We start from the raw sequence: 24,079 nt of genomic DNA, 5'->3' as shown, positions 1-24,079 counted from the left end.
GTCCAAGACGTCCCGCGCGAGCCAGAGAACAGCGAGCACCCTCAGCGCGGCCATGGAAAACGCGGAGGCAACACAGATGAGCGTTGACACAACGAACGCGCTAAAGTCGAGCGCGCCGCCGTACGGGACGGACCACCACAGCGCAGGGCATGACAGCACAGAGCATGACAGCGCAGGGATTTACAGCACAGAGAAGTCGAGCACAGAAAAGAAGGCAGCAGTGTCAGTTGGTCAAGGCCACCCCGAGGGCTCCGAGGAGTTCAGGAAATGGCTGTCGGGACTCAAACCCGTCACCGGTGCAGATACGATGCTGCGCTTCACCAAGACGCCCGAGGGCTCGATCGACCTGACCACTGCGCATCCGTCCGGGCTTGCCCAGCTGATGGCGGGACGACGCACCCGGCTCTCCACCCTGATCCGCGACCGCCAGCAGTACGTCGTTGCGGCCAGGGCCTCGCGCAACCTGCGCTCCAAGATCTTCGAACTCGCCAACGACCGGGGCATCGACGCGGGCTATTTCTCCGCCGGCACGGTCGTCTGGACCTCCGCCGTCGGAGGTAAGCCGCAACGCATCTCCGCTCCGGTCATGCTCGCCGCCATCTCCCTCACGGTGCGCCCCGGCGAGGACGACTATGAACTCCAGCTCACCGAGCAGGCGCAGATCAACCCCGCCCTGGTCCGCCATCTGAAGTCGGTCCACGGGATCGTCTTTGATGTCAACGCGGTGACCCGGATGGCGTACAGCACAGCCCGTTACGACCCCCAGCCCGTCCTGGACCGCCTGGGCACCCTGGTCCAGCCGATTCACGGCGCCGAGATCGAGCACAACCTCCTCGTCTCCACGTTCGCGGACCTCTCCGGCAACCTGGATGACCCGTGGATCAACCAGAACAATCCCGTGATCAGCGCGCTGGCGCGGGCCGGCGCCGGTGAACGGGTCGACGTGCCCAAGCTCGAGCCCGGCCGGTTCCCCAGCACGGACGAGCGGGACCCTGCGGAGGAGCTTTTGCTGCTCGACGCCGACACGGACCAGCAGTACGTCATTGACGCGGTCCGGGCGGGCGACTCGCTGGTGGTGAGCAGCCCGCCGGGCACCGGACAGACCCAGACCGCCCTCAACACGATCGGCGCCCTCGTGGACGAGGGCAAGACCGTCCTGGTGGTCGGCGACAGGCGGGCCAGCCTCGCCGAGATCTCCACCCAGCTGGACAGCCTCGGGCTCGAATCTATGCTGTTCCAACTCACCGGCAACGCCAGCCCGGTGCAGCTCAAGGGCCAGCTGGTCCGGGCGATCGTGCGCAACGAGAAGTCGCTCCAGCCGCAACTGAGCAACCTGTACACCACGTTGACCGGGCACCGACACGCCCTGATGGATCATGTCGCTTCGCTCCACAATGTCCGGGAGCGGTGGGGTTGTTCCCCGTACCAGGCCATGCAGTCCCTCGCCGAGCTGACGTCCATCCAGCCGGCCCCGGCCACGACCATCCGGCTCAAGCGCAGCGTGCTGGACAACATCCGGGACCGCGAGGAGCTGGCTGAACGGCTCCGCCGCGCCGCCGAACTCGGCAGCTTCAGCCGCGCGTCGACCACCAGCCCCTGGCACGGAGCACGGCTTCAGACCCGCAAGGAGACCCAGGAGGCGCAGGCGGTTGCCCGCTCGGTGGCCGAGAAACTGCCGCTGCTGCGGGGCCGCATGGACGAAGTGGCCGAACACGCCGAGATCCGCCTCGGCGGGACGTTCGCCGAATGGGGCGAGCAGATCGACCTTCTCGTGGCGGTCCGGGAAAGCCTGGACAAATTCACACCCGATATCTTCGACCGGCCCGTCCACGACCTGATCTCCGCGACCGCGTCCTCCGCCTGGCGCCGGGAACGCGGAATCGAGATGCCGTCCATGCAGCGGTCCCGGCTGCGCAGGGTGGCCAAGGAATATGTCCGGCCCGGAGTGCACATCACGGATCTGCACAGCTCCCTGGTCCTCGTCCAGGAACAGCGCGCCGCCTGGTCCGGCTACGCCACCACGCAGCGGCACCCCGCCGTGCCGTCCGGTCTGGCTGAGATCAGCGGTCTCTACCGGCAGCTCGAGGCGGAACTCGCCGAACTGGGCCAGGCGGTCAAACACACCGCAGCCGGCGGCGAACTGGACCGTGCGCCCTATGCCGAACTCCTGACCCGCGTGCAGCGGCTCGTCGCCGACACGGCGACCCTCGAAACCCTGCCGGAGCGCACCCTGCTGGTCGAAAGCATGCGCGAGCATGGCCTGGGCGAACTGCTCGCAGACCTCGCCGCGCGTGAAGTTCCCGAGGGCTCTGTCGCCGCCGAACTCGAGCTCGCCTGGTGGCAGTCTGCCCTGGAAGCCATGATCAGCGGCGATGACTACCTCGCCATGTCCGACGGCGACGCCCTGCGCCAGCTGGAAGCGGAGTACCGTCTCGCGGACAATGCCCACATCGCCAGCGGCGCTGCCCGGCTGCGGTGGAACCTGTCCGAGCGCTGGCGCGCGGCCATCGAGGCCTACCCGCGCCAGGCCGAGCTGCTGCGCAGCCTCCTGAAGGACGGCAGGGTCACCCTGGCGGCCCTGAGCGGCCAGGCCCAGGAGCTGCTGCCCACACTGGTGCCCGTGTGGTCGGTCAGCCCGTATCTCATGACCGGGATCCTGCCGATCGAGCAGACCTTCGACGCCGTCGTGATCCTCGACGCCGAGACGACGTCGCTGCAGGCAGTCCTCCCGGCCATCGCCCGGGCCCGTCAGGTCATCGCCTTCGGCGATGAACAGATCGCCAGCCCCCGGACCTTTACCGTAGGCGTCGAACGGCTCGCCGCGGGGGAGAGCTCGTACCAAAGCGTTGACAGCGCGTACCGGGCACTGTCCGCTGTGCTTCCGGTCTGGAACCTCAGGACCGTGTACCGCGCGGTCGATGAAGACCTGGTGCGCCAGCTCAGCAAGGGATATTACCGCGGGGAACTCGCGCGGCTCCCGGAGGGACAATCCGCCACGGGCCTTGACCGTGCGCTGACGGTGGAGTATCTCCCCGACGGCACCGGACTGCCCAGCGCCGACCACGACGGTGTTGAATCGGTTGTCGCCGAGGTGAACCGTGCGGTGGAACTCGTCTTTGAGCACGCCCGGCTTCGGCCACGGACCTCGCTGGCCGTGGTGACCGGCAGCCTTCGCCACGCCGCCCGGATTGGCGAGGCCATCCGGGCTCAGTTGCCCAACTACCCGATGCTCAGCAGCTTCTTCACCGCGGGGGAGGAGTCCTTCCGCGTGGTGGATCTGGAACGGGCCCAGGGCCTGGTCCGCGACCACGTCATATTCTCCCCGGGATATGGCCGCACACCGCACGGGCGCACGCTCCACAGCCTCGGTCCACTCTCCGCCGAGGGGGGACGCGCCAAATTCGCGCTGGCCATGACGCGCGCACGCCGGTCTCTGCACGTGCTGAGTTGCTTCCGCCCGGAGGACCTCGACGTCAGCCGCCTCAGCCATGGCGCCGTGGATTTCTACGAACTGCTGGACCGGGAGATCGCGGGCAACTCGGATCTCGGCAGCCCCGCCTCCCGTGCCGCCGCCAGCGAGCAGGCGCTCGGTGCCGATCCGCTGGTAGCAGATCTGGGCGACCGCCTCCGGGCCCGCGGGGCACGGGTCTGGCACCAGTACGACGGCGTCCTCAACATGGTGGCCGCCGCCGACCCCATGACCACCATCGGCCAGGAGGATGCGGAGATACCCCGTCCGGTCGCGATCGAGTCCGACGGCACAAGCCACTACCGGCGGATGAGCGTCCGGGAACGGAGCAGGCTCCGGCCGCAGCTCCTGGAACGTCTCGGCTGGCGTTACATGCCGCTGTGGACCATCGAGGTCTTCACCGACCCGTCCGCCTGCGCCGACCGGATTGGCGGCTACCTCGGGCTGGAGAAACCTTCGAGTTCCAGCCGGCTCCGGCCATCGCAAGGGTTCTTCGATGACGACATCGAGCACTTGGTTATCAACGACTCAGGGGCCCGCAGGAGGGGCGTCTCTTCAGGGCACGCGCCGACGCAGCAACGGCACCCAGGGCAGGAGTCCCCGGTGCGGCAGTCTCCAGAGCAGGACCTCCCTGGACAGGAGTCCCCTGAGGGCGTGCCGGGACAGGTGCCCTCGGCGGACGCGGAACGGTCTGCCGTGGTGCACGGGGACACGGCCCCGTCCGCATCTGGGCCGCGGCAGGAATTAGAATCAGGCATGACAGGCAGGGAGGCGGCCGGCGACATGAGTGCGGACGGCGACATCCAGAACAACTCCAGCGCCAACGATGAGCAGGACGCTGGGACCTCCGCACCCACGGAGGCGCCAACCGGCGAGGGAACTGAACAGGAGCCCAAGGACCAGGAGCCCGAGGACCAGGAGCCCAGGGAAAGGCCCCGTCGTGCAGCGGCACCGGCCGGCACCTCCGGAGGCGTGCTGCCAAACAAGGCAGCCGAGGACGACCCCCGGCGCTGGGGCGACCAGCGGGACAATTACGACCACGACGCCTGGCTCCAGGAGCAGAAGCCTCCGCACTGGAGCTGAGACTGACGGCACGCGCTGAAAGATGCTCGCGCCAGCAGCCTCACGGCGGCTGGTTACCCGGGCCTTGCCGCCACGAGTACAAAGAAGAGCTTGCCCTGGGTGGATGAGCCGGCCAGCCGATGTGCCTGATCGGCTGCGGCCGCCACTACGATCAGCCCGTCGGTGTCTGCGCCCGCCAGCCACGGCCCTGCCTTGCCGCCCTGCACGGACGTCCATAGCACCGGGACGGCTTCGGCGAGGATCCGGCTCCCGCCGGGTTTTTCAAAGTCATTGCCGCTGGTGAGCACGACGTTGACGAGTTGTCCCGGGGAGACCAGCTGGACGGACGCGGCGTCGGCCATCCTCAGCGGCACGGCCACGGAGCCGGGCGGGCTGCCTGTGAGCAGGCCCGGGCCAAGTACCTGAGCATCGGTGACGAGCTGACCCTTCCGCAGCGGTGCGGCCAGTTGCTTGCCCTCGAACGCTTTCTCGCTGTCCGGGCTGCCCGCCGGCACCATTCCGGGCGGCACGCTGATCCTGCTCAGGTCGCCGGGGGCTACGGTCCGTCCCGCGGGAAGATCGGCCGCTGCCGCGAAAGCGATGATCGAATCAGCGGGTGCCGGGGTCAACTGCTGAACGGTAACGCCGGCGGCGGTGCACAACAGCAGGGCGGCGATGAGCCGCCGGTTCCGGTTCAACCAGCCGCCCAACCGGCGCCGCGAAAGGCGACCGCGCGGCAGGTGACCCCGCGGCAGCCGTTGTGGGTGCGGCCCGCCGAGGATGGTCCGGCGCTGAGGGGAGCTGCTGGCGGCCGAAATCCTGGCTGGAGGAAGGCCTTGGAGACGGGCGGCACGGGCTGAGCGGCGGTGGCCCTTTGCGCGCCTAGGCGGTGACGGGGACGAGGTCCGGGAGAAAGACGAGCGCCAGAAAAACGGGAAAGCCGGGCCTAGGGGAAGTGACATGCCGCCACGGTACGGGGTCGCCGGCGCCCGCCGGCAGCTGCGGTACCGCCTATGTGGATAACGGCATGAGGACACAGTCACTGGGAACAAGCGTTGGGCCACCGTGGGCCTGCATGACTGCAGGGAGGAAACTTCCCTTGGCTCGGCGCGGGCGCTGCCAGGCGCCGTCGGGATCGTTCCGGACGGCGCCAGTGGCTACACGGAAGCGCCTACCGCAGGAGAGTCAGCTGGCAGCAGCCGCGGCCGGCGCCGGCGCGGGAGTCGCGGGCGCGGCGGGGGCCGGCGAAACTGTGCTGCCCTTGGTATCGCGCGAGTCGGTCCGGTAGAAGCCGGAGCCCTTGAACACTACGCCGACGCTGTTGAACTTCTTGCGCAGCGTGCCCTGGCACTCCGGGCATGACGTAAGGGAGTTGTCGCTGAATGACTGCACGATCTCGAAGGCGTGGCTGCAGTCCTTGCAGGCGTATGCGTACGTGGGCATTGGAAATCCTCACTCTGGGGCAAACGAGCAGGTCCCGTGCTGTTGGGTCGGGATCCCGGCCGATTCATTCCTCGCCGGTATCCGTCACTTAGCAGTCGCAGGGCCTGAGTGCCAATTCTACCATCCCCACTGGACCCCTCTTAGCGGAGCCGGACAATCCCGTCTGGTGTCAGAGCTGCGTCGACCTTCCGGTCGAACGCCTCGGCGGGGATGCTGCCCGCAGGCAGCACCTCCGTGTCATAAACGACGGCGGCAGTCGGCAGCGCCCCGGCGTCGGAAGCCCCGCCGGACGGGCCGCTCAGGCCGGCCAGGGCGGCTAGGAATTTGTCGTAATAGCCCCCGCCCTGGCCAATGCGGTTGCCCGAAAAATCCACGGCAGTGGCCGGCAGGAAGATTGCAGTGGCGTCCAGCATCACGGCAGTGCCGTGACGCTCTCCGACCGGTTCCTGGATGGGAGCAAACCTGCTGCGGGCATACCCGGACTCCGGGGTCCAGTACACCCAGCTCAGTTCGAGACCGGGTTCGCAAACCGGAAGCAGCACGCGGTGCCCGGCAGCGTCCAGGGCTGACAAAAGAGGCAGTGTGGGCGGTTCCGCGTCCACCCCGAGGTAGGCGGCGAAGGTGCCCCGGCCGCCTCCGGCCAGCCCGGAGGCCCACCCGAGCCCGTGCCGGGCGATGCCTGCAGCGGCTGCATCGATCGCGGCGCCCGGCAGGGCGGCCCGCCTTGCCCTGTGGCTGGAGCGTATTTCGTCCTTTGACGCCATGCTGGCCCGTCCTCTGCCTCTAAAGCCCGTGCCGCACCGGTCTGTGGCATGCGGGACGGTGCAAATAATTACGCAATGATTGGTCCCTCCGCTAGATTAGTCGAGTGAACACACCGAACGCTTCCGTCCGCAAGGCCGTCATCCCCGCCGCGGGCCTTGGTACCAGGTTTCTTCCGGCCACGAAGGCAATGCCCAAAGAAATGCTGCCTGTCGTTGACAAGCCGGCAATCCAGTATGTTGTTGAAGAGGCCGTGAATGTCGGCCTTAACGACATTCTGATGATCACGGGCCGGAATAAGCGGGCGCTGGAGGACCACTTCGACCGCGTTCCCGCGTTGGAGTCCATGCTGGAGGCCAAGGGAGACACTGCCAAGCTTGAGTCCATCCAGGCCGCCAGCAATCTGGGTGACATTCATTACGTCCGACAGGGCGACCCCATGGGCCTTGGCCATGCGGTCCTCCGTGCCAAGCAGCACGTCGGGCAGGAGCCGTTCGCCGTCCTGCTGGGCGATGACCTTATTGACGCCCGCGACGAGCTCCTTAGCACCATGATCGAAGTCCAGGCAAAGACCGGCGGCTCTGTGGTCGCCCTGATCGAGGTGGATCCCTCCCAGATCAGCGCCTATGGCTGCGCCGACGTCGAAGCGATCGGCGGCGAGGAGTTCGTCCGCATCAAGCACCTCGTGGAGAAGCCCGACGTCGCCGACGCGCCGTCCAACCTGGCCATCATCGGCCGCTATGTGCTGCACCCCGCCGTCTTCGAAGTGCTCGAGCGCACGGCGCCGGGCCGCGGCGGCGAAATCCAGCTGACGGACGCCCTGCAGGAACTCTCGGCCGGGACGGGGGAGGGCTACGGCGTGTACGGTGTCGTCTTCCGCGGCCGCCGCTACGATACCGGCGACAAGCTCAGCTACCTCAAGGCCTGCGTCCAGCTGGCCTGCGACAGCGAGGACCTCGGTCCGGGCCTGCGCGAATGGCTGCCCGGCTTCGCGTCCAGCCTGGCCCCTAGCCTCGCCAAGTAACTCCCGTGGGGGGCACCTTCAACTGGCCGGTGACGCTGGAGAGCGGTGACATCGTACTGCGCCCGATCCGGTACCGGGACCGCAAGGAGTGGACCGAGCTCCGGTCACGCAACTGCGAGTGGCTGGCCCCCTGGGAGGCATCAAACCCCGTTCCGGGCGGCGGACTGCCGGACTACCGCCAGATGGTACGGTCGCTGAAGGCCCAGGCCGCCCAGGCCACGGCACTGCCCTTCGTGATCGCGGAATGGATTCCCGGCCGCCAGGCGCCGGTCATGGTGGGTCAGCTGACCGTGTCCTCGATTGTGTGGGGATCGGCCATGATGGCGACGCTTGGCTACTGGGTGGACAAGGACCGGGCCGGGCGGGGGATCGCCCCGACCGCCGTGGCCATGGCAACGGACTATTGTTTCGGAACCCTTGGGTTGCACCGCATGGAGATCAACATCAGACCGGAGAACGGGCCGAGCCTGCGGGTGGTGGAAAAACTCGGGTTCCGCGACGAAGGATTCCGGCCCCGGTTTCTGCATATCAACGGCGAATGGGCCGACCACCGCACGTTCGCGCTCACGACTGAGGAAGTGCCAGAAGGACTTCTCGCAAGGTGGTTGCGAAGCCGCTCGACGTAGACCCACGGCGGCCGCCTGACCAGCCACTTTGCCCCCGCGGCGGCTAATTGCCGCGCCGCGCGCGACACACCCCCGACAATGCGGCTCAGTGCCCCATGTACCTCATACGGTTTTGTGTGTGGACTTCCCTCTTAGCAGCTCTGTGATACTTGTCATTGCTGTTGCGCTCTGGATCGTGTGGGTGGCGCCTTACGTTCTCCGGAATGGGCGTCACCAGCTGCAGCCTGCAGGCGAATTCCTAGCGGACGTCGTCGACATCGAACCAGCAGACCCACACGCGGGGAAGGTTATGAAAATGGCGGCGCAGCAGGAGAATCCCATGACCATCACCCAGCACCCGGGGGCTGCCCGGGGAGCCACAGCGACTGAGGCAAGCTCCAAGGCGACCCCGGCTGCTACGCGGGCGTTCAGGATCCGTTGGGGGCGGCTGGCCATTGCTGTCGCCGGTGCCCTTTCGCTGCTCACGGGTGTGGTGTCCGCGGTCTTTCGGCTGTTCGGCGTCGGATCCGGTTGGCTGCCGGTGGCGACACTGCTGGGCGCCGTCGCTGCGGTGGCATTGCTCCGCCGCCTGGCTGTCCGGGACCGGAGGCGGAAACTGAATGCCGCCTTCCGTGCGGCCATGGGCAGCCCGGAACAGGGCGCCACGCGCCCGACAGGGCCCGAAGAGGTCCCCTCCCGTCCGGCTGGCCGTCCCGCCGACCGGCCCGAGAGCCCGCTCTTCGACGCCGAAGCAGGCCGGGGCACGCCGGAGCCTGAGCCGCAGCCGCTGACCGCACTGGACCTCCGACAGGCCGCCCTGGCCGAAGCGGCAGCCTCGGGGGATACCGCGGCGGCCGCGGCAGCCGAAACGCCGGCACCCGCGGAAGGCTCGAGCTGGGAACCCGTCGACGTTCCCAAGCCCACCTATGTCGAAGCGCCGAAGGCCGAACGTGCGGCCCCCCTGCCGCTCGATCTGCCGCAGGCGCCGAAAGCCGTCGGGAAGCCGTCGTTGAAGCAGGCCTCGGCTCGGCCGGCGGGGTCCGATTCCCAAACGGCCGACGATGACGAGACGAAGCAGCTCAGCAAGGCCCAGAGCGCGCTCAGCAACCTGGATGACGTTCTCCAGCGGCGGCGCGCCTGACCCGGTCCGCCCTCCCGGAGCCTCGCCCCGGGCAGCCAGACGGCTGCCCGGGGTTTTTTATTTTGCCAGGTGCCAGTTGGTGACCGGCTGTCCGGAGGGCCGCTGCGGGAAGGCGCTAAAACTTCGCAGACCGCGGCGCAGACGCCTACATCTAGTGCCGGCGGCGCGACACGGCAACGAGACATTCCGTGGCTGGCTGGAAAACGACGCAGATACTTTGTAGCCTAGGGACACCGGCAACGCCGTTCCTTCCGGACCGGCGTTGCTTCGGGGCTATAGCTCAGTTGGTAGAGCGCTTCGTTCGCATCGAAGAGGTCAGGAGTTCGAATCTCCTTAGCTCCACAGTTCTTGAGGGACTTCGGATCCCGGACGGAGTTTTTCGACTTCGTCGGCGACGACGGCGCTGGTGCTTGTTCTCGGCATCGCCCGGCAGCACGGTTGGCTGACCGCAACGCCCAACGCCCCCGACCGGCACGCGCCCAGCGACTCGGCGGGTCGTTAGTCCTGGGAGCCCCTTTGTCGGACGCGCATAACGGCCCAAACAACGAAGACGACGACGAACGCGACGGGCAAAAGCACCAGCGGGTTCCAGCCCTTAACTGTCATTGGTCATCCTTCGTCCGGCTTTCCCTGCTGCAAGTGGAAGGCGGACGCCTCCGCTTCCGTCGGTGCCGTCCAGTGACGTCGTTCCAGTGTGCAGGTCGTTCGACTCGCTCATCTATTTCCCCCAATTTTCGGACTGTCGTGGGCGCAATTGCGAGGCTACTACCTAATGCGTTGGCCGGATAGGGAAAACTTGAGGGAACTTTCGCCCCGGTTCGCGCCTGCTCAACCGTGACGGAACTGTCAGCGCTCAGCTAATGCAGGAAATTGGCAAACACTTTCTCTAGTCATCGGATAAAACCCATTGCATTAAATTGAGCGTCCAGGTCTGGAGCTAGGATGCAAATTGGGGAAACCGGCGCATGCCGCAACATTCAGATCGATCTGCCGGTGGCGCGGACTCACTTCGGAAGATCGTCGATGCGGTCCGTCAGGAAGAGGGGGCGGGCTGACGACTGATGCTTTGCTAGTTCCAGTCCTTGCGCTTCCCGGTGTAGTACCCGGCATACATCGAGACGAGGCCGCAGAGCAGGATCACGTATGGAAAGAATCCGACGCGGGCCGGTGGGATCTGAATGGCCATGATGGTGCCGATGAGGGCGTTCAAAGCACCGCTGCACAGGAGAAACGTGCCAAGCTGTCGGGGTGTCATGACGCTGCGACGCGGAAACCCATCCACAGTGTGAAGATCCCCAGCGCCACCCCGAAAGCGCCATAGATGAGGACATCCTCAGCCGCTATCTCCTTCCCCCGGAGGAACCGTATGCCCAGTTGCAGTGCAGCCCATGCGGTAGCAATGACGAGTACGAGTATCCACACAGGCGTGCGGCGCACGAGCCCCTGCCAGGTGCGCTTGGAGTTCTCGGTCACCGCGTCTCCTCAGAGGACGACGTCATGACAGTCTGGAGGCCATAAAGGTCGAAACCACGATGAACCAGACCCCGACGATGGCGAACATGGCGCCGAAGATTCGCACGAACTTCGGGTTGGCTAAGAACGACTTGGAATAGTCCACCCCCATGGGCTTGTAGTCCTTGAGCAACGAGACATAAGCGCCCGCCGATCCGCGAAAGTTCGTTGCCAGCATCACACCCAGAACGATGACGACGACACCGAGCGTGCCCATGCCCCAAAACGTCACTGGACTCGCTTTGCCCTGGCTGAAGACCGCCGAAGCCGGGATGGACACGAATGCCACCACGAAGACGATCAGGTAGGCGACAAGGCAGCTTTTCAACGGCTGCGGAAGTTTCATTACCGAACGCCAGAGCTTCATTGGTCCCCAATCTGATAGCTGACTATTGCCGCCACCCTAACCCGATCTGGACCAAGACTCTAGGAAAATGCTGGCCAGTGAAGCAGGCTGCAACCGACTACGGCTCGTGCGGAAAGACCAACTCAACGTCGGCCAGGTTGGCATACCGGACTGCTGGGCAAACGCTTGATTCGTGGCTGAACATCACCAGGGCCAGCACGGTGGGCACCGCTCCCGGACCCCCGGCGCTTCATGGCAAGGCTCATCCTCGAGGCACTCCCCGCTCAGGCCAGTGGAGCACCGGTCTTTCTCCGCCGTCCGATACGGGCGGTCAATCCCGTTCGGTTCGAGGAGGGCCTGAATGGCGGCGTCGCAGAGCCTCGATAGCCGGCCGGCGCTGGTGGAGTGTGACGGGTTTACCCTAGTTGCATGGAGAACCTGAGGGGCCCACTGTATCTGGACGTCGCGGCGAAGGGCCTGTCCCTGGCCGGCGTTGTGATGATGGTTTTTGGGCAGGGCGGTTGGTTCACCGTCGGTCTTTCCCTCGTGTTCATCGGCGTGCTGATTGGGGCATGTGCCATGGTGGCCGTCCGTCGGGTGCGGTCGCCCGGTCCTGCCCGCCCCACACTTTTCGGCTCGTGGGGCCGAAGGGGCGGCTCCTCGGACGAGGATACGGGCTCCTGAACCGCGAGCGCGGATCGGCTGTTTGCGGGTTCGCCGAGCAATATTGGGGCAAGCGAAAAGGCGCTGAATGGCGAAGGTACCGATCGTTTACAAGAGCACGCACCGGGTCAAGTTCTCCGAGCTCGACCCCTACAACCATGTGAGCACGGGGGAATACGCGACCTATTACGCAGATCACCGGATGGAGGGCCTGCGGGACTATGTCGGTTGGGATCTGGAGACCCTGGGCACATTGCCGTTCATGGTCTGGGTACGGAGGATGGAGATCGACTTTCTGCGGCCTGTTCGGGGCGATCAGGAGATCACCATCACGTCGTTCGTGCGCGAGTTCCGCGGTCCCGATGCGCTTATCGAGTGCGCCATGGTTGATTCCGGCGGAACGAACGTGTCGCGCTGCCTCATGACCGTTGCCCACGTCGACAAGGAAACGAGTCGCGCGACGGACTGGCCGGCCGACGTCACGGCACTGTTCTTCGAAAAAGAAGCCTTCTGAGCGCTTCGGGTCATGAATTCAGCCGGCTGGCGGGCAAATCGGCGCCGGGGTCGCAGCAATGCCTCTTCCTCGCGGCGCGCATGCGCACCTATGCTCTGGGCATGGGCACCCCAAGGCACCGACGGACCGTGAACGGCTGGAGGTTATGGCCGAGAATTGCCGCGGCAATTCCGGTGGGTTTGGCCATCACCTGGGTCGTCAGAAACTTCAGCCCCTTGGCGCCCGACGCTCTGGCCATTCCGGTCGCATGCGTCGTAATCTTCGCTATGGCGGCGCGCCTTCGGCGCGGCAAGCCGGCAAACGAGGCCGCTAAGGCGCGGCGTTCAGCACCTGTCGAACTGTAGGCAGTTCTGTCCGTGCGCCGCGTGGCCCACAACGCCGAGCCGGTCACAGCACCAGTCTAGGAGGGAAGCGCTTCCCGTGGCCGAGGAGGAGGAGGCCCGCCGAGCAGACTGGGACCGCCGGGGCCGGCAGCTTTAATCCTCGGCCATAGCTCAGGGGCCCGGCGTCGGTCCTATTCCTCACAGCGTCACCGGGCGAAAAACACCCGCTCCGGGGACCTAAACGCCCGGGTACGACGAAGGGCGCACCACTGGGTCAGTGGTGCGCCCTTCGCTTGCGTCCGGGTCAGTCCTTTTTGAAGGCGTCCTTGACCTTCTCACCGGCCTGCTTCAAATCGCCCTTGGCCTGGTCAGCCTGACCTTCGGCCTTCAGGCTGTCATCGCCCGTGGCGTTCCCGGCAGCTTCCTTGCCTTTTCCGCCTGCCTTCTCGGCAGCGTTATTGATCTTGTCGCCTAGTCCCATGGTGTTTCCTCCTCTGGTTGGCGGCCGTTCGATCCGGCCATACCCCATCCTAAGCATGCTTATGATCAGGATTTCAAGTTGGGCATGTCCACGCCGGCGGATACAGCCCGGTGCGCCTGCTGCCCGGGTACCGTCGCGCATCTGCTTGCGTGGAAGTCTTCCCCGGCTTGACGCGCAGCGAGGTGTCCTGGCGGAGCTCGAACCATTACCCGCGCTGGTGCGAGTTCCAGCTCACCTGAGGCTCCGCCGGCCGGGCGTCCCGGGTCCGTGAGCAGCAGCTCACCGCGCTGGGCAGTGTGCCCGGCGAGTACGAGGTGCCGCCGCAGGGGAGAGAAACAGCGGCCCTCCCGGCACCATGGTTGCCTGCCTAGAACTGGGTGGTGCCGCGCAGCTGGCGGGGGCGGCCGTCCGGGTCCATGACAAGGCGGATGATCGGATCCGCCCAGAGACGTTGGAGGGGCGGCACGGGTTCTGGAGTGTGGTGTCGCACGTGCCCGATGGGGCGGGGCGAGCGGTGGCCAGTTTCGTGCCAGTGGTCGAGGGCGTCGGCGGCGGTGTTCCAAAGTTCGAGCCCAGCCCCCGGGCCATGGAGTTGAGGATCGTTCTGGTCCAAGCCCAGATGTTCGGCCCAGAGTTGGAGCCGGAGCCTGTAGGCTAGCGGCCGGGAAGCGTCGGGGCCGGTGTCCCCGCCGGGCGGTTGCCGGTTATCGGCAGTGGTGTCGACGACGGCGCAGGTGAGCTCGCTGTCGGTGGTCCAGGATCGGCGGTTGAAGTTGTCTGAGCCGCAGGTGAACCAGGTGTCGTCGATGATGCAGATCTTGGCGTGGACGTAGATCGGAGTTCCGGTGCGGTTCTCCAGGTCGAAGACGCCTACCCTGTCGGGCGCAACCTGGCGCAGCGTCCTGATGGCACGCTGTTGCGCGATCCGCTTAGGCGGGCCTCCGAGAAGGCCGTCGGAGTCAGGGTAGCGGGGCACGACGACGATCACGTTCAAGTCGGGGTTCCGTTCGAGGGCCGCCGCAATTCCGGCTGCGACCTCTGTCGACCACAGGTACTGGTCCTCAATGTAGATCAGCGAACGGGCACGGGCGAAGGCTTTCGCGTAGGCGCGGGCAATGCTGCGTTCCCCGTCGGGTGCGAACGGGAACGGGGGACGCTTAACACCGTAGGTGCGCAGCAGTTGCACGGCGTGAGGTCCCGCCGGTGGTGGTGGCGGAGCTGTAGCCGGGAGCGGTTCGGGGTGCCGGGGCATACGGGCCAGACGCTGCAGCAGCATCCGGTAGGGGGTGCGCCGGTCCAAGGGATGGGGGTCATTCCACCGTTCCGCGAACACTGCCAGCACATCCGCCACCACGGGACCCCGCAGTTCGAGGGCGGCGTCGTGCCAGGGGGGTCGTTTCCCGTACCGGGAATCCATGGTCACCGCCTGCGGGTCACCGGCGTGATCGGCATCGTCTCGGCGGCTGTGGGAAAGGTCGAGCCCGCCAACGAACGCGACGTCCCGCGACGGGTCGTCACGATGGCGGATCACGAACATTTTCTGGTGATGGGAGCCGAACACGCGTACCCGCTGATCCAGCAGCACCTCTCCGCCGGCTTCGTTGATTTCACGACCCAGGAGCTCGTTGGAGCGGCCGCTGATCGGGGCCGACACGCGCTCGCCGTGGGATCGCCAGACAAGGCTCCGCACCTCCACTCCCGCGCGGGCCAACCCCGCGAGCAGATCGCCGATCGACGGTCCGTCCGCCAGCAGCCGCTCGTCGGCGTCGCCGCGCCAGTCGGTGAACCACACACGGTCTCCCGCCTGCAGAGCGGTCAGCTCCTCATGAAGTCGGGCGAAGTAGGTCGACCCATGAATCAGCGGCCGCACGAGGTTGCCCTCCGACCACGACGGCGACCCGGCACTGTCCGCATGCACGTCTGTGGCCAGATTCCCCTGCTCTGCCCGGCTCAGGAACCACGCAGCAGCATCACTGTCCACTCGATGCTCCTTTCGGGGCCACAGGCCAGGCCGCTAGTGTCCGGTCTCCAAAATAGCCTACGACCGTGCTGACTAATATCACCGACCGGGTTGGGGCCAACCGGTACTGCCGATACTCTGGCCTTTACACAGGCTTAACCAAAAAGTGCTTGAAAATAAATAAGCGTGCTGATTAACTCACCAGTACGGGCGGCCAATCCCGGCATCGCTCGGCGAAAGGAGTGAAGTCATGGGGATCCTCGGTTGGATCGTGCTTGGGCTCGTTGCAGGGGCCATTGCTAAAGCTATCCTCCCAGGCAGGCAAGGCGGAGGCTGGGTCATTACGCTCGTCCTGGGTGTTGTCGGAGCGATACTCGGCGGATGGATTGGCTCGCTGATCTTCGGCGGCGGCCTGGGCGATTTCTTCGACCTCAGGACGTGGCTGCTCGCCATTCTCGGCTCCATCGTTGTGCTGCTGATCTACGGGGCAATTGCCGGCCGCCGTAGCCGGGTCTGAGCCTGCCGGGGCGGGGCCCTGCGGGTTCTGGACCCGCAGGGCATGCCTTTGCCACAGGCCCGGACGTCCGGTCAACACCGCAAAGGCCGGGCAGGCCCGAGTTTAGGGGTGTCTCGTGCGGATAGCGATCACCGGAGCCAGCGGAAATGTCGGCACAGCGTTGCTGCGCCGACTTCACCGTGCCCACACCGAAGGTGGGGCCCTGGACGTGGTCGGCATAAGCCGGCGGGCCCCCGATCCCTCGCAGGCGCCCTACGCTGGCGTCCGATGGCATGAAGCGGACGTCGGCCAGCCCGGCGGAACCGATCTCGAGCGCGCATTCGCCGGCGTCGATGCCGTGGTCCATCTGGCATGGCAGATCCAGCCCAACCATGACCTTGCCGCTCTGTACAGGACCAACGTGACCGGGACCGCCAACGTCCTGGACGCGGCAGGAAGCGCGGGAGTGGGGCACGTGGTTTGCGCGTCCTCGGTCGGTGCGTACAGTCCGGCCGACAAGCGGGTCCGGACAAAAGAGGCCTGGCCGGCAGAAGGTATCCAGGATGCGCACTACAGCCGCCACAAGGCCGAGCAAGAGCGTCTCCTTGACCGCTTCGCCGGCGCTAACCCTGACGTCACGGTCTCCAGGCTGCGTCCGGGGCTGATTTTTCAGGCGGACGCGGGCGCGGAAATCGGTCGATACTTTCTGGGGCCCCGCATCCCGAAAGCGCTCGCACGCCTGCCGTTCCTGCCGCTGGTTCCGATCCCGCGCGAACTCGTCTTCCAGGCGGTACACGCCGACGACGTCGCCGACGCCTATTGGCGCGTGCTGAGGCTCGGGGCCGGCGGAGCATTCAACGTTGCGGCCGAGCCCGTCATCACTCCGGAGATCCTCGCGGGAGTGCTTCGGGCGCGCCGCCTCTTCCCATTGCCTCTCGCCCTGCTCCGCGCGGGGGCGGGTGCAGCATGGCGGCTGCGGCTGCTCGCTGCCGATTCCGGGTGGGTGAACATGGCGGCGGCCGCGCCCGTCATGGACACGTCGCGAGCCCGGGAGGCCCTCGGCTGGGCGCCGGAGCGGACATCGCTGGACGCCATCGGTGAAGTGTTGGATGCCCTTGCTGCCGGCACCGGTGTACCGGCCTCACCCGTCCTGCGGCCCCGGCGCCGGCTGCTGTCCGGCTGACCCGGGCGCCTGCCACAGAGGAGAATCATGACCACCCTGAAGGAGCGGCTCCACGCCGACGTCGTGAGCCATATGAAGGACGGCAACAAAGTTGCCCTGACCACGGTGCGCAATGTCCTGGGGGAGATTGAAACCCGCGAAAAATCAGGCAAGACGCCGGTCGTCCTGGACGACACCCAGGTGACGGCCCTCCTGCAAAAGGAGGCCGCGAAACGCCGCGACACTGCCCGCATCTACGCCGAGGCGGGGCAGGACCAGCGCTCAGCCGCGGAAATTGCCGAGGCCGAGGTCATTGAGGAGTACCTGCCCAAGGCCCTCACCTCGGCCGAGGTCGAGGCCATTGTCGATGAGGTTATCGCCGGTCTGAAGGCCGACGGCGTCGAGCTCGGCCCCCGCCAGTTGGGGTCCGTGATGAAGCCCGTCACCGCCAGGGTCGCTGGACGCTTCGACGGCAAGGCGGTTAGCGAACTCGTGAGGCAGCGGCTCGGCCTGGGCTGACGTGAATCCGGGCATCCGGGCCGGAAACGCGGGATAATGGGAGCATGACCGCACAGGACCAGGACCGGGACCCGTGGGACGAATTCGACAGGCTCAAGCCCGCCGCACCGGACCGCGTGGCCGGATACCCCGGAGGGGAGCCGCAGGGCTTCGGCTTCCGCACGGGCGTGCGCAGTGCAAGGGTGGCCGCCGGCTTTGCCGTCTACGCCCTGGTCCTCGGCACAGTCTTGGTTCTCACCGGCGCCGTCGTGTTCGCCGCCGAGGGGCAATGGCTGATGCTCGGATTCCTGGCGGTGGTGGAGTCGGTATTCATCCTTGCGTTCATGTGGCTGCTTGCGCAGGCACGGAACCGCCGCACCCCCCGCTGACAACCCGGGAACAGGCTAGAGCCAGCCCTTGCGCTTGAAAATCGCGTACATGAGCGCCGCGGAGCCGGCCATGAGCCCAATGGCCATCGGATAGCCCAGCGCCCAGTGCAGTTCCGGCATCTGGTCGAAGTTCATGCCGTACAGGCCGGCGACGAAGGTCGGTGCGAAGAAGATCGCGGCCCACGACGAGATCTTCTTGACCTGCTCATTCTGCTCCGCGCTCGCCTCGTTCTGCCGGTTGGCTGTCAGCGTTCCGTCGAGGGTGAGGGCATTCTGGAGGATGTCGCGGAAGGAGTCGGCGCGGGAGATCAGACGCTCCACGTGGTCCTCGACGTCGCGCAGGTAATGCTGCAGTTCCTTATCCACCCGGTACTTCTCGAACCCCCGGCGGAGCTGCTCGATCATCTCCGGCAGTGGATGGATGGCCCGCTGGAACTGGATGACCTCCCGGGCGAGCTCGTAAATCCGTCGCGAGACCTTCGGGTCGCCGCTGAAGAGCTGGTCCTCAATCTCATCGATATCGTTCTCCAGCCCGCCGACTACGGGGAGGTAGTCATCCACCACCTGGTCCATGAGGGCGTAGAGGACCGCCTCCGGGCCGTGACGCAGCAGGTCCGGGCGGCGCTCCAGCCGGCGTCGGACCTGGCCGACGACGGCCGACTCGGCGTGCCGGACAGTCACCACGAAATTCCGGCCGGTGAAGATGTGCAGCTCACCGAACTCCACCGACTCTGATTCGTCCAGGTACCGGGCGGGCCGGAGCACGGTGAAGAGGTTGTCGTCGTAGCGTTCGAGCTTGGGGCGCTGATGGGCGGAGATCGCGTCCTCCACGGCGAGGCCGTGCAGGCCGAACTCCGCGGCCACCGCCGCCATTTCCTCCTCCGTGGGGCGGTAGAGGCCGATCCAGGCCATGCCGCCTTGCTCGGTCAGGGACTCAAATGTCTGCTCCAGGCTTTCGGGCTCGGCGCTCCGGACGCCTTCAACGTATACGGCGTTGTCGATGATAGTCACCGGGTCATTATCCAGTGTCGCCCTGGCGATCGGCGGAACCGGCACGGCGCGACGCGGGCCGGCCGGGGGACAGTGCGCTGCCCTGGGCGAGCCTGCTGATGAGCGGCTCGGCCCGGTACGGGATGTGCGTGTGCAGGGCCAGGACGGTTTCGGTGCGGATGACGCCCTTGATCCGGAGGATCGACCGGAGGGCCGCCTGGAGGTTGTGGGTGTCGGTCGCCACAAGGCGGCACCAGACATCCCCGCGGCCCGAGATCTCATGGACCTCCAGGACCTGGGCGATCAGCCGCAGGGCGCCCACCACGCCGTCGAGCTCGCGGTGGCTGACCTCGATCGTCACGAAGGCGACGACGTCGTAGCCCACCGCTTCCAGATCGATCTCACGGCCGCCGTCGTGCAGTATGCCCGAGCGCAGCATGCGCCGCACGCGCGTCTGTGCCGTGTTCCGGGCGATGCCCAGCGCGTCACTGAGCTCGCCGATCTGGATCCGCGGATCCCGGATCAGCTCCAGCAGGATTTTCAGGTCGGTGGGGTCCACGTTGTTCAAATCATCACTCCGGTTCACTCCAACAGCCTGAGAATGACTGTTTTGCTCAATTTTGGCAGAGAACTTAGCCGTCCCGCCCACAAATACCGCATTCTGTAGGTACCAATTTTCGACCGGTCCGCAGCGGTGTTCCCCACAGGGAAGGCCTGCGGCCCGACACCTTGCAAGGGCACGGACATGACAGTCTTCAGTGAACTCCGCATGCGACCGGCCACAGCTGACCGCTGGGGCTGGGATGCATCCACCACCGCGCGGCTCGTGATGGCCGGAGTCGTGATCTTCACGCTGCTCGTCGGTGCGAACCTTGCGACGCCGCTGTATCCCCTGCTGCAGGCAAAGCTGGGAATAACGCCTCTCGACGTGACGGTGGCGTTCTCGGCGTACGTTCTGGCGCTCGTGGCCACCCTTGTCCTGGCGGGCCACTGGTCGGACCATATCGGACGCCGGGCGGCCCTGGTGCTGGCCGTCCTCGTGGGCCTGGCCGGCGGCTTTGTCTTCGCCACGGCGGACAGCCTCGTGGCGCTTGCCGCCGGCAGGGCTCTGCAGGGCGTCGCCGTGGCGCTCGCCACCGGCGCGAGTTCTGCCGCCCTGCGCGAACTCCTGCCCAGCCGGCCGGAATGGGCCTCCCGGTTCACCCTGCTCGCCTCCGCCGGGGGAGTTGCCGCCGGCCCTGTGATCGGCGGCGTCCTTTCGCTCCTGCCCGGCCCGACGTCGACGCCGTACTACGTGCACTCTCTGGTCCTCGCGGCTGTGCTGGTGCCGCTCTACCTGCTCAAGGCGCGGCCCGCCATCAGCCTGCATGCCGGCCCGCAGCCGCTGCGCGTCCTGGCGCCGCGGCGGCCTTCGGTCTCCAGCGACGCCCGTGGCGCCTTCTGGCTGGCTTCTTCCGTGGGCTTCCTGAGCTTCACCGTCTTTGGCTTTTGCCTCTCCCTCGCACCGGGCTATTTTGCCCAGATTGTCCACGCGGACTCGCGGCCCTTGATCGGGCTGCTGGCCGGGCTGACGCTGGGCTCCTCGGCCCTGAGCCAACTGCTGGCCGTCCGGGGACGCTTTGCCGTGCCCGCAGGCCTGGCCGTGCTGGGCGTCTCGGTCCTGCTGATCGCCGCTGCTGCCGCCTGGAGCAGCCCGTGGCTGTTGATTTTCGCCAGCGTTGCTGCCGGGGTGGGGCAGGGGATGGCCTTCCGGACGGTCTTCAACGACGTCGCCGGCAAGGTGGAGGCTGCCCGGCACGCCCAGGTCATCAGCACCGTCTACGTCATTACGTACCTCGGCAGTGCCATACCCGTGATCGGGCTGGGGCTGGCGGCCGGGCTGGTCGGGCTGCAGGCCGCCGTCGCCGGCTTCGTCATGGTGTGCGCTGCCGCCGCGCTTACCTTGGCGGCCATCACGCTGCGGGGCGCACTGCGCCGGAGCGTTTAGCAGGCCAGCACGCCCTAGGGCAGCGGGCCGTGGTTGCCCTGGATGTGGTCGAAGACCAGCGTCGTTTCCGTGTGGCCCACCACGGGGTCGGTGGCCAGGTTGTCCAGTACCCAGTCCCTTAGGTCCTCGGTGGTGGCGACTGCGATATGCAGCAGGTAGTCCACCGATCCGGACGTGTGGAAGGTCGAGAGCACCGCCGGCAGCTTCGGGACCCGGGCGGTGAAGCGGTCAATCTGCTCGCGGTCGTGGGCGCGGAGCCGGACGGCAATGAGCGCCTGGACCGATCGTCCGATCGCGGACAGGCTCAGATTGGCCTCGAAGCCCTCGATGATGCCGCGCTCGGACAGTGCCCGGGTGCGCATCAACGCCGTCGACGGCGCGATCCCCACCAGTTCTGCCAGCTGCTTGTTCGAGATGCGGGCATCCGCGACCAGGGCAGCGAGCAGGCGCTCGTCGATCGCGTCCAGCGGCTCACTGGCTCCTGGCCGAACATTCTTCGCGCTGCTGTTCACGGATCCTCCTCAAAGTATTGTCTGTTCATCATAAACGGCTGAATCCAACGCTTCCATTCGCAACCCCTACAAATACTCGAATTATTGTCCAATGCTTACGGGATTCAACGGTGAATATTCGTAAGGAGTAAAGGTGCTCTCTCAAGATTCAATGGCGGTCCACGCCGGCAGGGACGGGCTGACGCAACTCGGCGTCCACGCGGTGCCGATCGATCTTTCCACCACGGCACCGCTTCCCTCGGTGCACGACGGCGGCCTGGCCTATGAGCACATGGCCACCGGCGGCTCGCATATGGAGGGGCAAAGCACTGTCTACCAGCGGCTGTGGAACCCCACGGTCGCGCGCTTTGAGTCGGGCCTCGCCGTCCTGGAAGGGACCCCCGAGTCAGTGGCCTTTGCCACCGGCATGGCAGCCCTCAGCGCGGTGCTCCTCGCGGTGGTGGCGGCGGGCAAGAAGCACGTCGTGGCAGTGCGGCCCCTCTACGGCGGCAGCGACTATCTGCTCGCCTCGGGAGTCCTCGGCAACGACGTCACCTTTACGACGCCGGAGGGTGTGCGGGCGGCCCTCCGGCCGGACACGGGCCTGCTGATCCTGGAGACGCCGGCCAACCCGACCCTGGAACTCGTCGACATCACCGAGATCACCGCCGCTGCAGACGGCGTGCCGCTCCTGGTGGACAACACGTTCGCCAGCCCGGTGCTGCAGCAGCCCTTCAAGCACGGTGCCGCGATGGTGCTGCACAGCGCCACGAAGTTCCTGGGCGGCCACGGCGACGCCATGGGCGGCGTGGTGGCTACGGGCCCAGAATGGGCGCGGCGGCTGCGCCAGATCCGGGCCGTGACCGGTGGCATTCTCACCCCGTGGCCGGCCTACCTTCTCCACCGCGGGCTGGCGACGCTTCCGGTCCGGGTCCGCGCCCAGCAGGCCAGCGCCGAGAAGGTCGCGGTGGCCTTGGCCGGGCACGGACTTGTGCAGCGGGTCTACTACCCGGGACTGGCCGAGTGCGACCCCGGGGGCGTCATCGGCACGCAGATGTCCGGGCCGGGGTCGCTCCTGGCCTTCGAGCTTGCGAGCGCAGGCCACGCGGAACGGGTCCCGGCCGCCGTCGGCATGATCACCCACGCCGTCTCCCTCGGAGGCATTGACACTCTCATCCAGCACCCGGCCGGTCTAACGCACCGGCCGGTCGAAGCCGGGGCCAAGCCGCATGCGAGCCTGCTGCGGGTCTCGGTCGGCCTGGAGGAACCGGCCGACATCATCGAGGATCTCCTACAGGCGCTGGAGGCCACCCGGTAGCCCGCGGCGGGGCGCTGGTTCTGGCGGACTCTGGTTCCTGCGGCGCGGCGACGTCTAGCCGGAGACGGCGGACCTGCCGCCGTCGGCCGGGGTGGTTCCGGCTGCCGTGGTTCCCGTGCCAGGCGTCGACCTCGGATGCGCGACGGCGGTGATCACCGCCGTCGCGCCGGCCAGCCCGATGACCGACAGGGCCCGGGCGGTCCAGCCGAGCCCCTGGAAGACCAAGCCGCCGGCCCAGCCGAGCACGCTGGAGCCGAGGTAATAGGCGAGGTTGTACAGCGAGGCGGCCTGCGCCCGGCCGGTCGAGGCGATGACGCCGGTCCAGCCGGAACCGATGCTGTGGGCCGCGAAGAAGCCGCCGGTGAACACCAGCAGTCCGAGCAGGATCGGGACCAGCAGCTGGGTGAGTGTCAGGGCCAGGCCGACCGCCATCAGTGCCGTGCCGGCGATCAGGACATTGCGCCGACCGAACCGCATAGTCAGCCCCGCGGCCCAGCGGGCCGAGACTGTTCCGGAGAGGTAGGCCAGAAAGATCAGGCTGATCGCCGTGGCCGGCAGGCTGAAAGGCCGCCCGGAGAGCCGGAATCCGAGGTAGTTGTACACGGCCACGAAGCCGCCCATAAGCAGGAATGCCTGGACGTACAGGGCCAGCAGCCGGGGATTGCGGGTATGGCCGGCGAGTGTCCGCAGTGCGCCGCGGAAGCCGCCGGCCGCCTCAGCCGAGAACCCCTGTGCCCGCGGTATGAGTACGAGGAACAGGACCGCCGCGGCGGTGGCCAGGACGGAGACAGCCAGGGCAGCGGCCCGCCATCCCCACAGTTCGCCGGCGGGTCCGGCGACCAGCCTGCCTGCTAGGCCGCCCAAAGTGGTGCCGGCGACGTAGCTTCCGGCGGCGAGGGCGGCGTGGGCCTTGTTGACCTCTTCGTTGAGGTACGCGATCGCGATGGCCGGGATGCCGCCCAGGGCCATTCCTTCAAGCATGCGCAGGCACAGCAGCATGGCGAAGCTGGAGGCCAGGGGGACCGCCAGGCCAAGGATGGTGGCCGCGGAAATGCCCCACATCATCGCCCGGACCCGGCCGATCCGGTCGGCCAGGAAGGACCACGGGAGGACCGTCACGGCCAGTCCCACGGTCGCCAGCGAGATCGTCAGCGCGGCCTCGGCGGCCGAAACCTGGAGGTCCGCCGCGAGGAGAGGAAGTACTGCCTGCGTGGAGTAGAGCTGGGCGAAGGTTGCGACGCCTGCGAAGGCGAGCCCGGCGAGAATCCTGCGGTACGCCTTGGACCCCTTGGGATGGCCGGCCCAGGCGGCGGGCTGGGCCGGGTTCGCCGCCTGGCTGGGGCTGGCGGCGGGGGCCGAGGGCAATCGTGGCATGTTTTCAGGGTAGAACCGGCGGAGGAATGCTTCCAATGCATGTTTTCCATAGAATAGATAGCAAATATG

At 66.9% G+C, this 24,079-nt stretch carries 24 protein-coding genes and 1 tRNA gene; 13 read left to right on the top strand and 12 right to left on the bottom strand.

Features of this window, described 5'->3' with window-relative positions:
• Positions 1-220: 220 nt before the first annotated feature.
• On the top strand, positions 221-4,552 hold the full coding sequence (locus BM372_RS01265; protein WP_177235843.1) for an AAA family ATPase: 4,332 nt from the start codon (positions 221-223) through the stop codon (positions 4,550-4,552).
• Positions 4,553-4,605: 53 nt separating this feature from the next.
• Here the strand turns inward: BM372_RS01265 and BM372_RS01260 are convergent, their stop codons facing one another.
• The 3 genes from BM372_RS01260 to BM372_RS01250 all read right to left on the bottom strand — a co-directional run bounded on the left by BM372_RS01260 (position 4,606) and on the right by BM372_RS01250 (position 6,738).
• Complete coding sequence (locus BM372_RS01260) at positions 4,606-5,229, bottom strand: RcpC/CpaB family pilus assembly protein (protein ID WP_256213979.1); 624 nt, start codon at positions 5,227-5,229, stop codon at positions 4,606-4,608.
• A 487-nt stretch (positions 5,230-5,716) separates the two neighbouring features.
• Entirely contained in the window at positions 5,717-5,974 is a 258-nt protein-coding gene (locus BM372_RS01255; protein WP_090950778.1) for an FmdB family zinc ribbon protein, read from the bottom strand.
• 140 nt (positions 5,975-6,114) lie between these two features.
• Positions 6,115-6,738 carry a 5-formyltetrahydrofolate cyclo-ligase gene (locus BM372_RS01250; protein WP_090950776.1) on the bottom strand — a complete coding sequence of 208 codons (624 nt, stop codon included), beginning with the start codon at positions 6,736-6,738 and terminating at the stop codon, positions 6,115-6,117.
• A 104-nt stretch (positions 6,739-6,842) separates the two neighbouring features.
• On the opposite strand from BM372_RS01250, the gene galU reads away from it, so the two are divergent.
• The 4 genes from galU (at position 6,843) to BM372_RS01230 (ending at position 9,848) form a co-directional block, all read left to right on the top strand.
• Positions 6,843-7,760: a UTP--glucose-1-phosphate uridylyltransferase GalU gene (gene galU / locus BM372_RS01245; protein ID WP_090950773.1), complete on the top strand. Its 918-nt coding sequence runs from the start codon at positions 6,843-6,845 to the stop codon at positions 7,758-7,760.
• A gap of 5 nt (positions 7,761-7,765) precedes the next feature.
• Entirely contained in the window at positions 7,766-8,386 is a 621-nt protein-coding gene (locus tag BM372_RS01240) for a GNAT family N-acetyltransferase (protein WP_090950771.1), read from the top strand.
• A gap of 142 nt (positions 8,387-8,528) precedes the next feature.
• Positions 8,529-9,506: a hypothetical protein gene (locus BM372_RS01235; protein WP_090950768.1), complete on the top strand. Its 978-nt coding sequence runs from the start codon at positions 8,529-8,531 to the stop codon at positions 9,504-9,506.
• A 269-nt stretch (positions 9,507-9,775) separates the two neighbouring features.
• Positions 9,776-9,848: transfer RNA gene (locus tag BM372_RS01230), tRNA-Ala, on the top strand.
• 727 nt (positions 9,849-10,575) lie between these two features.
• On the opposite strand, the gene BM372_RS01225 is transcribed toward BM372_RS01230, so the two are convergent.
• Genes BM372_RS01225 through BM372_RS01215 form a run of 3 tightly spaced genes read right to left on the bottom strand, consistent with a single transcriptional unit; the run spans position 10,576 to position 11,364 of the window.
• Positions 10,576-10,761 (bottom strand): hypothetical protein, encoded by a 186-nt coding sequence (locus BM372_RS01225; RefSeq protein WP_090950766.1) that lies wholly within the window; start codon positions 10,759-10,761, stop codon positions 10,576-10,578.
• A complete protein-coding gene (locus tag BM372_RS01220; protein ID WP_090950764.1) occupies positions 10,758-10,979 on the bottom strand; it encodes a hypothetical protein in 222 nt (73 codons plus the stop codon). Before BM372_RS01220 ends, BM372_RS01225 begins: the two co-directional genes overlap by 4 nt.
• A 22-nt stretch (positions 10,980-11,001) precedes the next feature.
• Positions 11,002-11,364: a hypothetical protein gene (locus BM372_RS01215; RefSeq protein WP_090950761.1), complete on the bottom strand. Its 363-nt coding sequence runs from the start codon at positions 11,362-11,364 to the stop codon at positions 11,002-11,004.
• Positions 11,365-11,793: 429 nt separating this feature from the next.
• Here BM372_RS01215 and BM372_RS01210 point away from each other — a divergent pair, with 429 nt between their 5' ends.
• Positions 11,794-12,048: a hypothetical protein gene (locus BM372_RS01210; protein ID WP_090950759.1), complete on the top strand. Its 255-nt coding sequence runs from the start codon at positions 11,794-11,796 to the stop codon at positions 12,046-12,048.
• A gap of 67 nt (positions 12,049-12,115) precedes the next feature.
• Entirely contained in the window at positions 12,116-12,541 is a 426-nt protein-coding gene (locus BM372_RS01205; RefSeq protein ID WP_090950756.1) for an acyl-CoA thioesterase, read from the top strand.
• Between the two features lie 627 nt (positions 12,542-13,168).
• Here BM372_RS01205 and BM372_RS01200 read toward each other — a convergent pair.
• Together BM372_RS01200 and BM372_RS01195 are read right to left on the bottom strand one after the other, a co-directional pair.
• Entirely contained in the window at positions 13,169-13,345 is a 177-nt protein-coding gene (locus BM372_RS01200) for a CsbD family protein (RefSeq protein ID WP_090950753.1), read from the bottom strand.
• 367 nt (positions 13,346-13,712) lie between these two features.
• Positions 13,713-15,326, bottom strand: a complete 1,614-nt coding sequence (locus BM372_RS01195; protein WP_090950751.1) for a phospholipase D family protein — start codon at positions 15,324-15,326, stop codon at positions 13,713-13,715.
• A gap of 229 nt (positions 15,327-15,555) precedes the next feature.
• Here BM372_RS01195 and BM372_RS01190 point away from each other — a divergent pair, with 229 nt between their 5' ends.
• The 4 genes from BM372_RS01190 (at position 15,556) to BM372_RS01175 (ending at position 17,850) form a co-directional block, all read left to right on the top strand.
• Positions 15,556-15,822: a GlsB/YeaQ/YmgE family stress response membrane protein gene (locus BM372_RS01190; protein ID WP_090950749.1), complete on the top strand. Its 267-nt coding sequence runs from the start codon at positions 15,556-15,558 to the stop codon at positions 15,820-15,822.
• 115 nt (positions 15,823-15,937) lie between these two features.
• Positions 15,938-16,984: an NAD-dependent epimerase/dehydratase family protein gene (locus tag BM372_RS01185; RefSeq protein WP_090950746.1), complete on the top strand. Its 1,047-nt coding sequence runs from the start codon at positions 15,938-15,940 to the stop codon at positions 16,982-16,984.
• Between the two features lie 27 nt (positions 16,985-17,011).
• Complete coding sequence (locus BM372_RS01180; protein WP_090950743.1) at positions 17,012-17,482, top strand: GatB/YqeY domain-containing protein; 471 nt, start codon at positions 17,012-17,014, stop codon at positions 17,480-17,482.
• 44 nt (positions 17,483-17,526) lie between these two features.
• A complete protein-coding gene (locus tag BM372_RS01175; RefSeq protein ID WP_090950740.1) occupies positions 17,527-17,850 on the top strand; it encodes a hypothetical protein in 324 nt (107 codons plus the stop codon).
• 15 nt (positions 17,851-17,865) lie between these two features.
• On the opposite strand, the gene corA is transcribed toward BM372_RS01175, so the two are convergent.
• Both corA and BM372_RS01165 read right to left on the bottom strand, forming a co-directional pair.
• The gene (gene corA, locus BM372_RS01170) at positions 17,866-18,861 is read right to left on the bottom strand and encodes a magnesium/cobalt transporter CorA (protein ID WP_090950738.1); all 996 of its coding nucleotides are present in this window, start codon (positions 18,859-18,861) and stop codon (positions 17,866-17,868) included.
• Positions 18,862-18,868: 7 nt separating this feature from the next.
• On the bottom strand, positions 18,869-19,408 hold the full coding sequence (locus BM372_RS01165) for an Lrp/AsnC family transcriptional regulator (protein WP_090950736.1): 540 nt from the start codon (positions 19,406-19,408) through the stop codon (positions 18,869-18,871).
• Positions 19,409-19,585: 177 nt separating this feature from the next.
• Here BM372_RS01165 and BM372_RS01160 point away from each other — a divergent pair, with 177 nt between their 5' ends.
• Positions 19,586-20,827 carry an MFS transporter gene (locus tag BM372_RS01160; protein WP_090950732.1) on the top strand — a complete coding sequence of 414 codons (1,242 nt, stop codon included), beginning with the start codon at positions 19,586-19,588 and terminating at the stop codon, positions 20,825-20,827.
• Positions 20,828-20,841: 14 nt separating this feature from the next.
• Here BM372_RS01160 and BM372_RS01155 read toward each other — a convergent pair whose 3' ends face one another.
• On the bottom strand, positions 20,842-21,339 hold the full coding sequence (locus tag BM372_RS01155) for an Lrp/AsnC family transcriptional regulator (RefSeq protein WP_090950731.1): 498 nt from the start codon (positions 21,337-21,339) through the stop codon (positions 20,842-20,844).
• A 151-nt stretch (positions 21,340-21,490) separates the two neighbouring features.
• On the opposite strand from BM372_RS01155, the gene BM372_RS01150 reads away from it, so the two are divergent.
• Positions 21,491-22,636: a trans-sulfuration enzyme family protein gene (locus BM372_RS01150; protein WP_090950728.1), complete on the top strand. Its 1,146-nt coding sequence runs from the start codon at positions 21,491-21,493 to the stop codon at positions 22,634-22,636.
• A gap of 54 nt (positions 22,637-22,690) precedes the next feature.
• Here the strand turns inward: BM372_RS01150 and BM372_RS01145 are convergent, their stop codons facing one another.
• Positions 22,691-24,010 carry an MFS transporter gene (locus tag BM372_RS01145; RefSeq protein ID WP_090952833.1) on the bottom strand — a complete coding sequence of 440 codons (1,320 nt, stop codon included), beginning with the start codon at positions 24,008-24,010 and terminating at the stop codon, positions 22,691-22,693.
• Positions 24,011-24,079: the final 69 nt, after the last annotated feature.

Origin of the sequence: Arthrobacter sp. ov118, from assembly GCF_900116495.1 — a bacterium.
Taxonomy (GTDB): domain Bacteria; phylum Actinomycetota; class Actinomycetes; order Actinomycetales; family Micrococcaceae; genus Arthrobacter.
The sequence above is the reverse complement of the archived record's forward strand: the minus strand, read 5'-3'. Positions and strand labels throughout refer to the sequence as shown.

Coding starts and splice junctions, on each gene's coding strand:
- BM372_RS01255 (WP_090950778.1), bottom strand. CDS start 5,974: ATGCCCACGTACGCATACGCCTGCAAGGACTGCAGCCACGCCTTCGAG.
- BM372_RS01250 (WP_090950776.1), bottom strand. CDS start 6,738: ATGGCGTCAAAGGACGAAATACGCTCCAGCCACAGGGCAAGGCGGGCC.
- BM372_RS01225 (WP_090950766.1), bottom strand. CDS start 10,761: ATGACACCCCGACAGCTTGGCACGTTTCTCCTGTGCAGCGGTGCTTTG.
- BM372_RS01215 (WP_090950761.1), bottom strand. CDS start 11,364: ATGAAACTTCCGCAGCCGTTGAAAAGCTGCCTTGTCGCCTACCTGATC.
- BM372_RS01210 (WP_090950759.1), top strand. CDS start 11,794: ATGGAGAACCTGAGGGGCCCACTGTATCTGGACGTCGCGGCGAAGGGC.
- BM372_RS01205 (WP_090950756.1), top strand. CDS start 12,116: ATGGCGAAGGTACCGATCGTTTACAAGAGCACGCACCGGGTCAAGTTC.
- BM372_RS01200 (WP_090950753.1), bottom strand. CDS start 13,345: ATGGGACTAGGCGACAAGATCAATAACGCTGCCGAGAAGGCAGGCGGA.
- BM372_RS01190 (WP_090950749.1), top strand. CDS start 15,556: ATGGGGATCCTCGGTTGGATCGTGCTTGGGCTCGTTGCAGGGGCCATT.
- BM372_RS01180 (WP_090950743.1), top strand. CDS start 17,012: ATGACCACCCTGAAGGAGCGGCTCCACGCCGACGTCGTGAGCCATATG.
- BM372_RS01175 (WP_090950740.1), top strand. CDS start 17,527: ATGACCGCACAGGACCAGGACCGGGACCCGTGGGACGAATTCGACAGG.
- BM372_RS01160 (WP_090950732.1), top strand. CDS start 19,586: ATGACAGTCTTCAGTGAACTCCGCATGCGACCGGCCACAGCTGACCGC.
- BM372_RS01150 (WP_090950728.1), top strand. CDS start 21,491: ATGGCGGTCCACGCCGGCAGGGACGGGCTGACGCAACTCGGCGTCCAC.
- BM372_RS01145 (WP_090952833.1), bottom strand. CDS start 24,010: ATGCCACGATTGCCCTCGGCCCCCGCCGCCAGCCCCAGCCAGGCGGCG.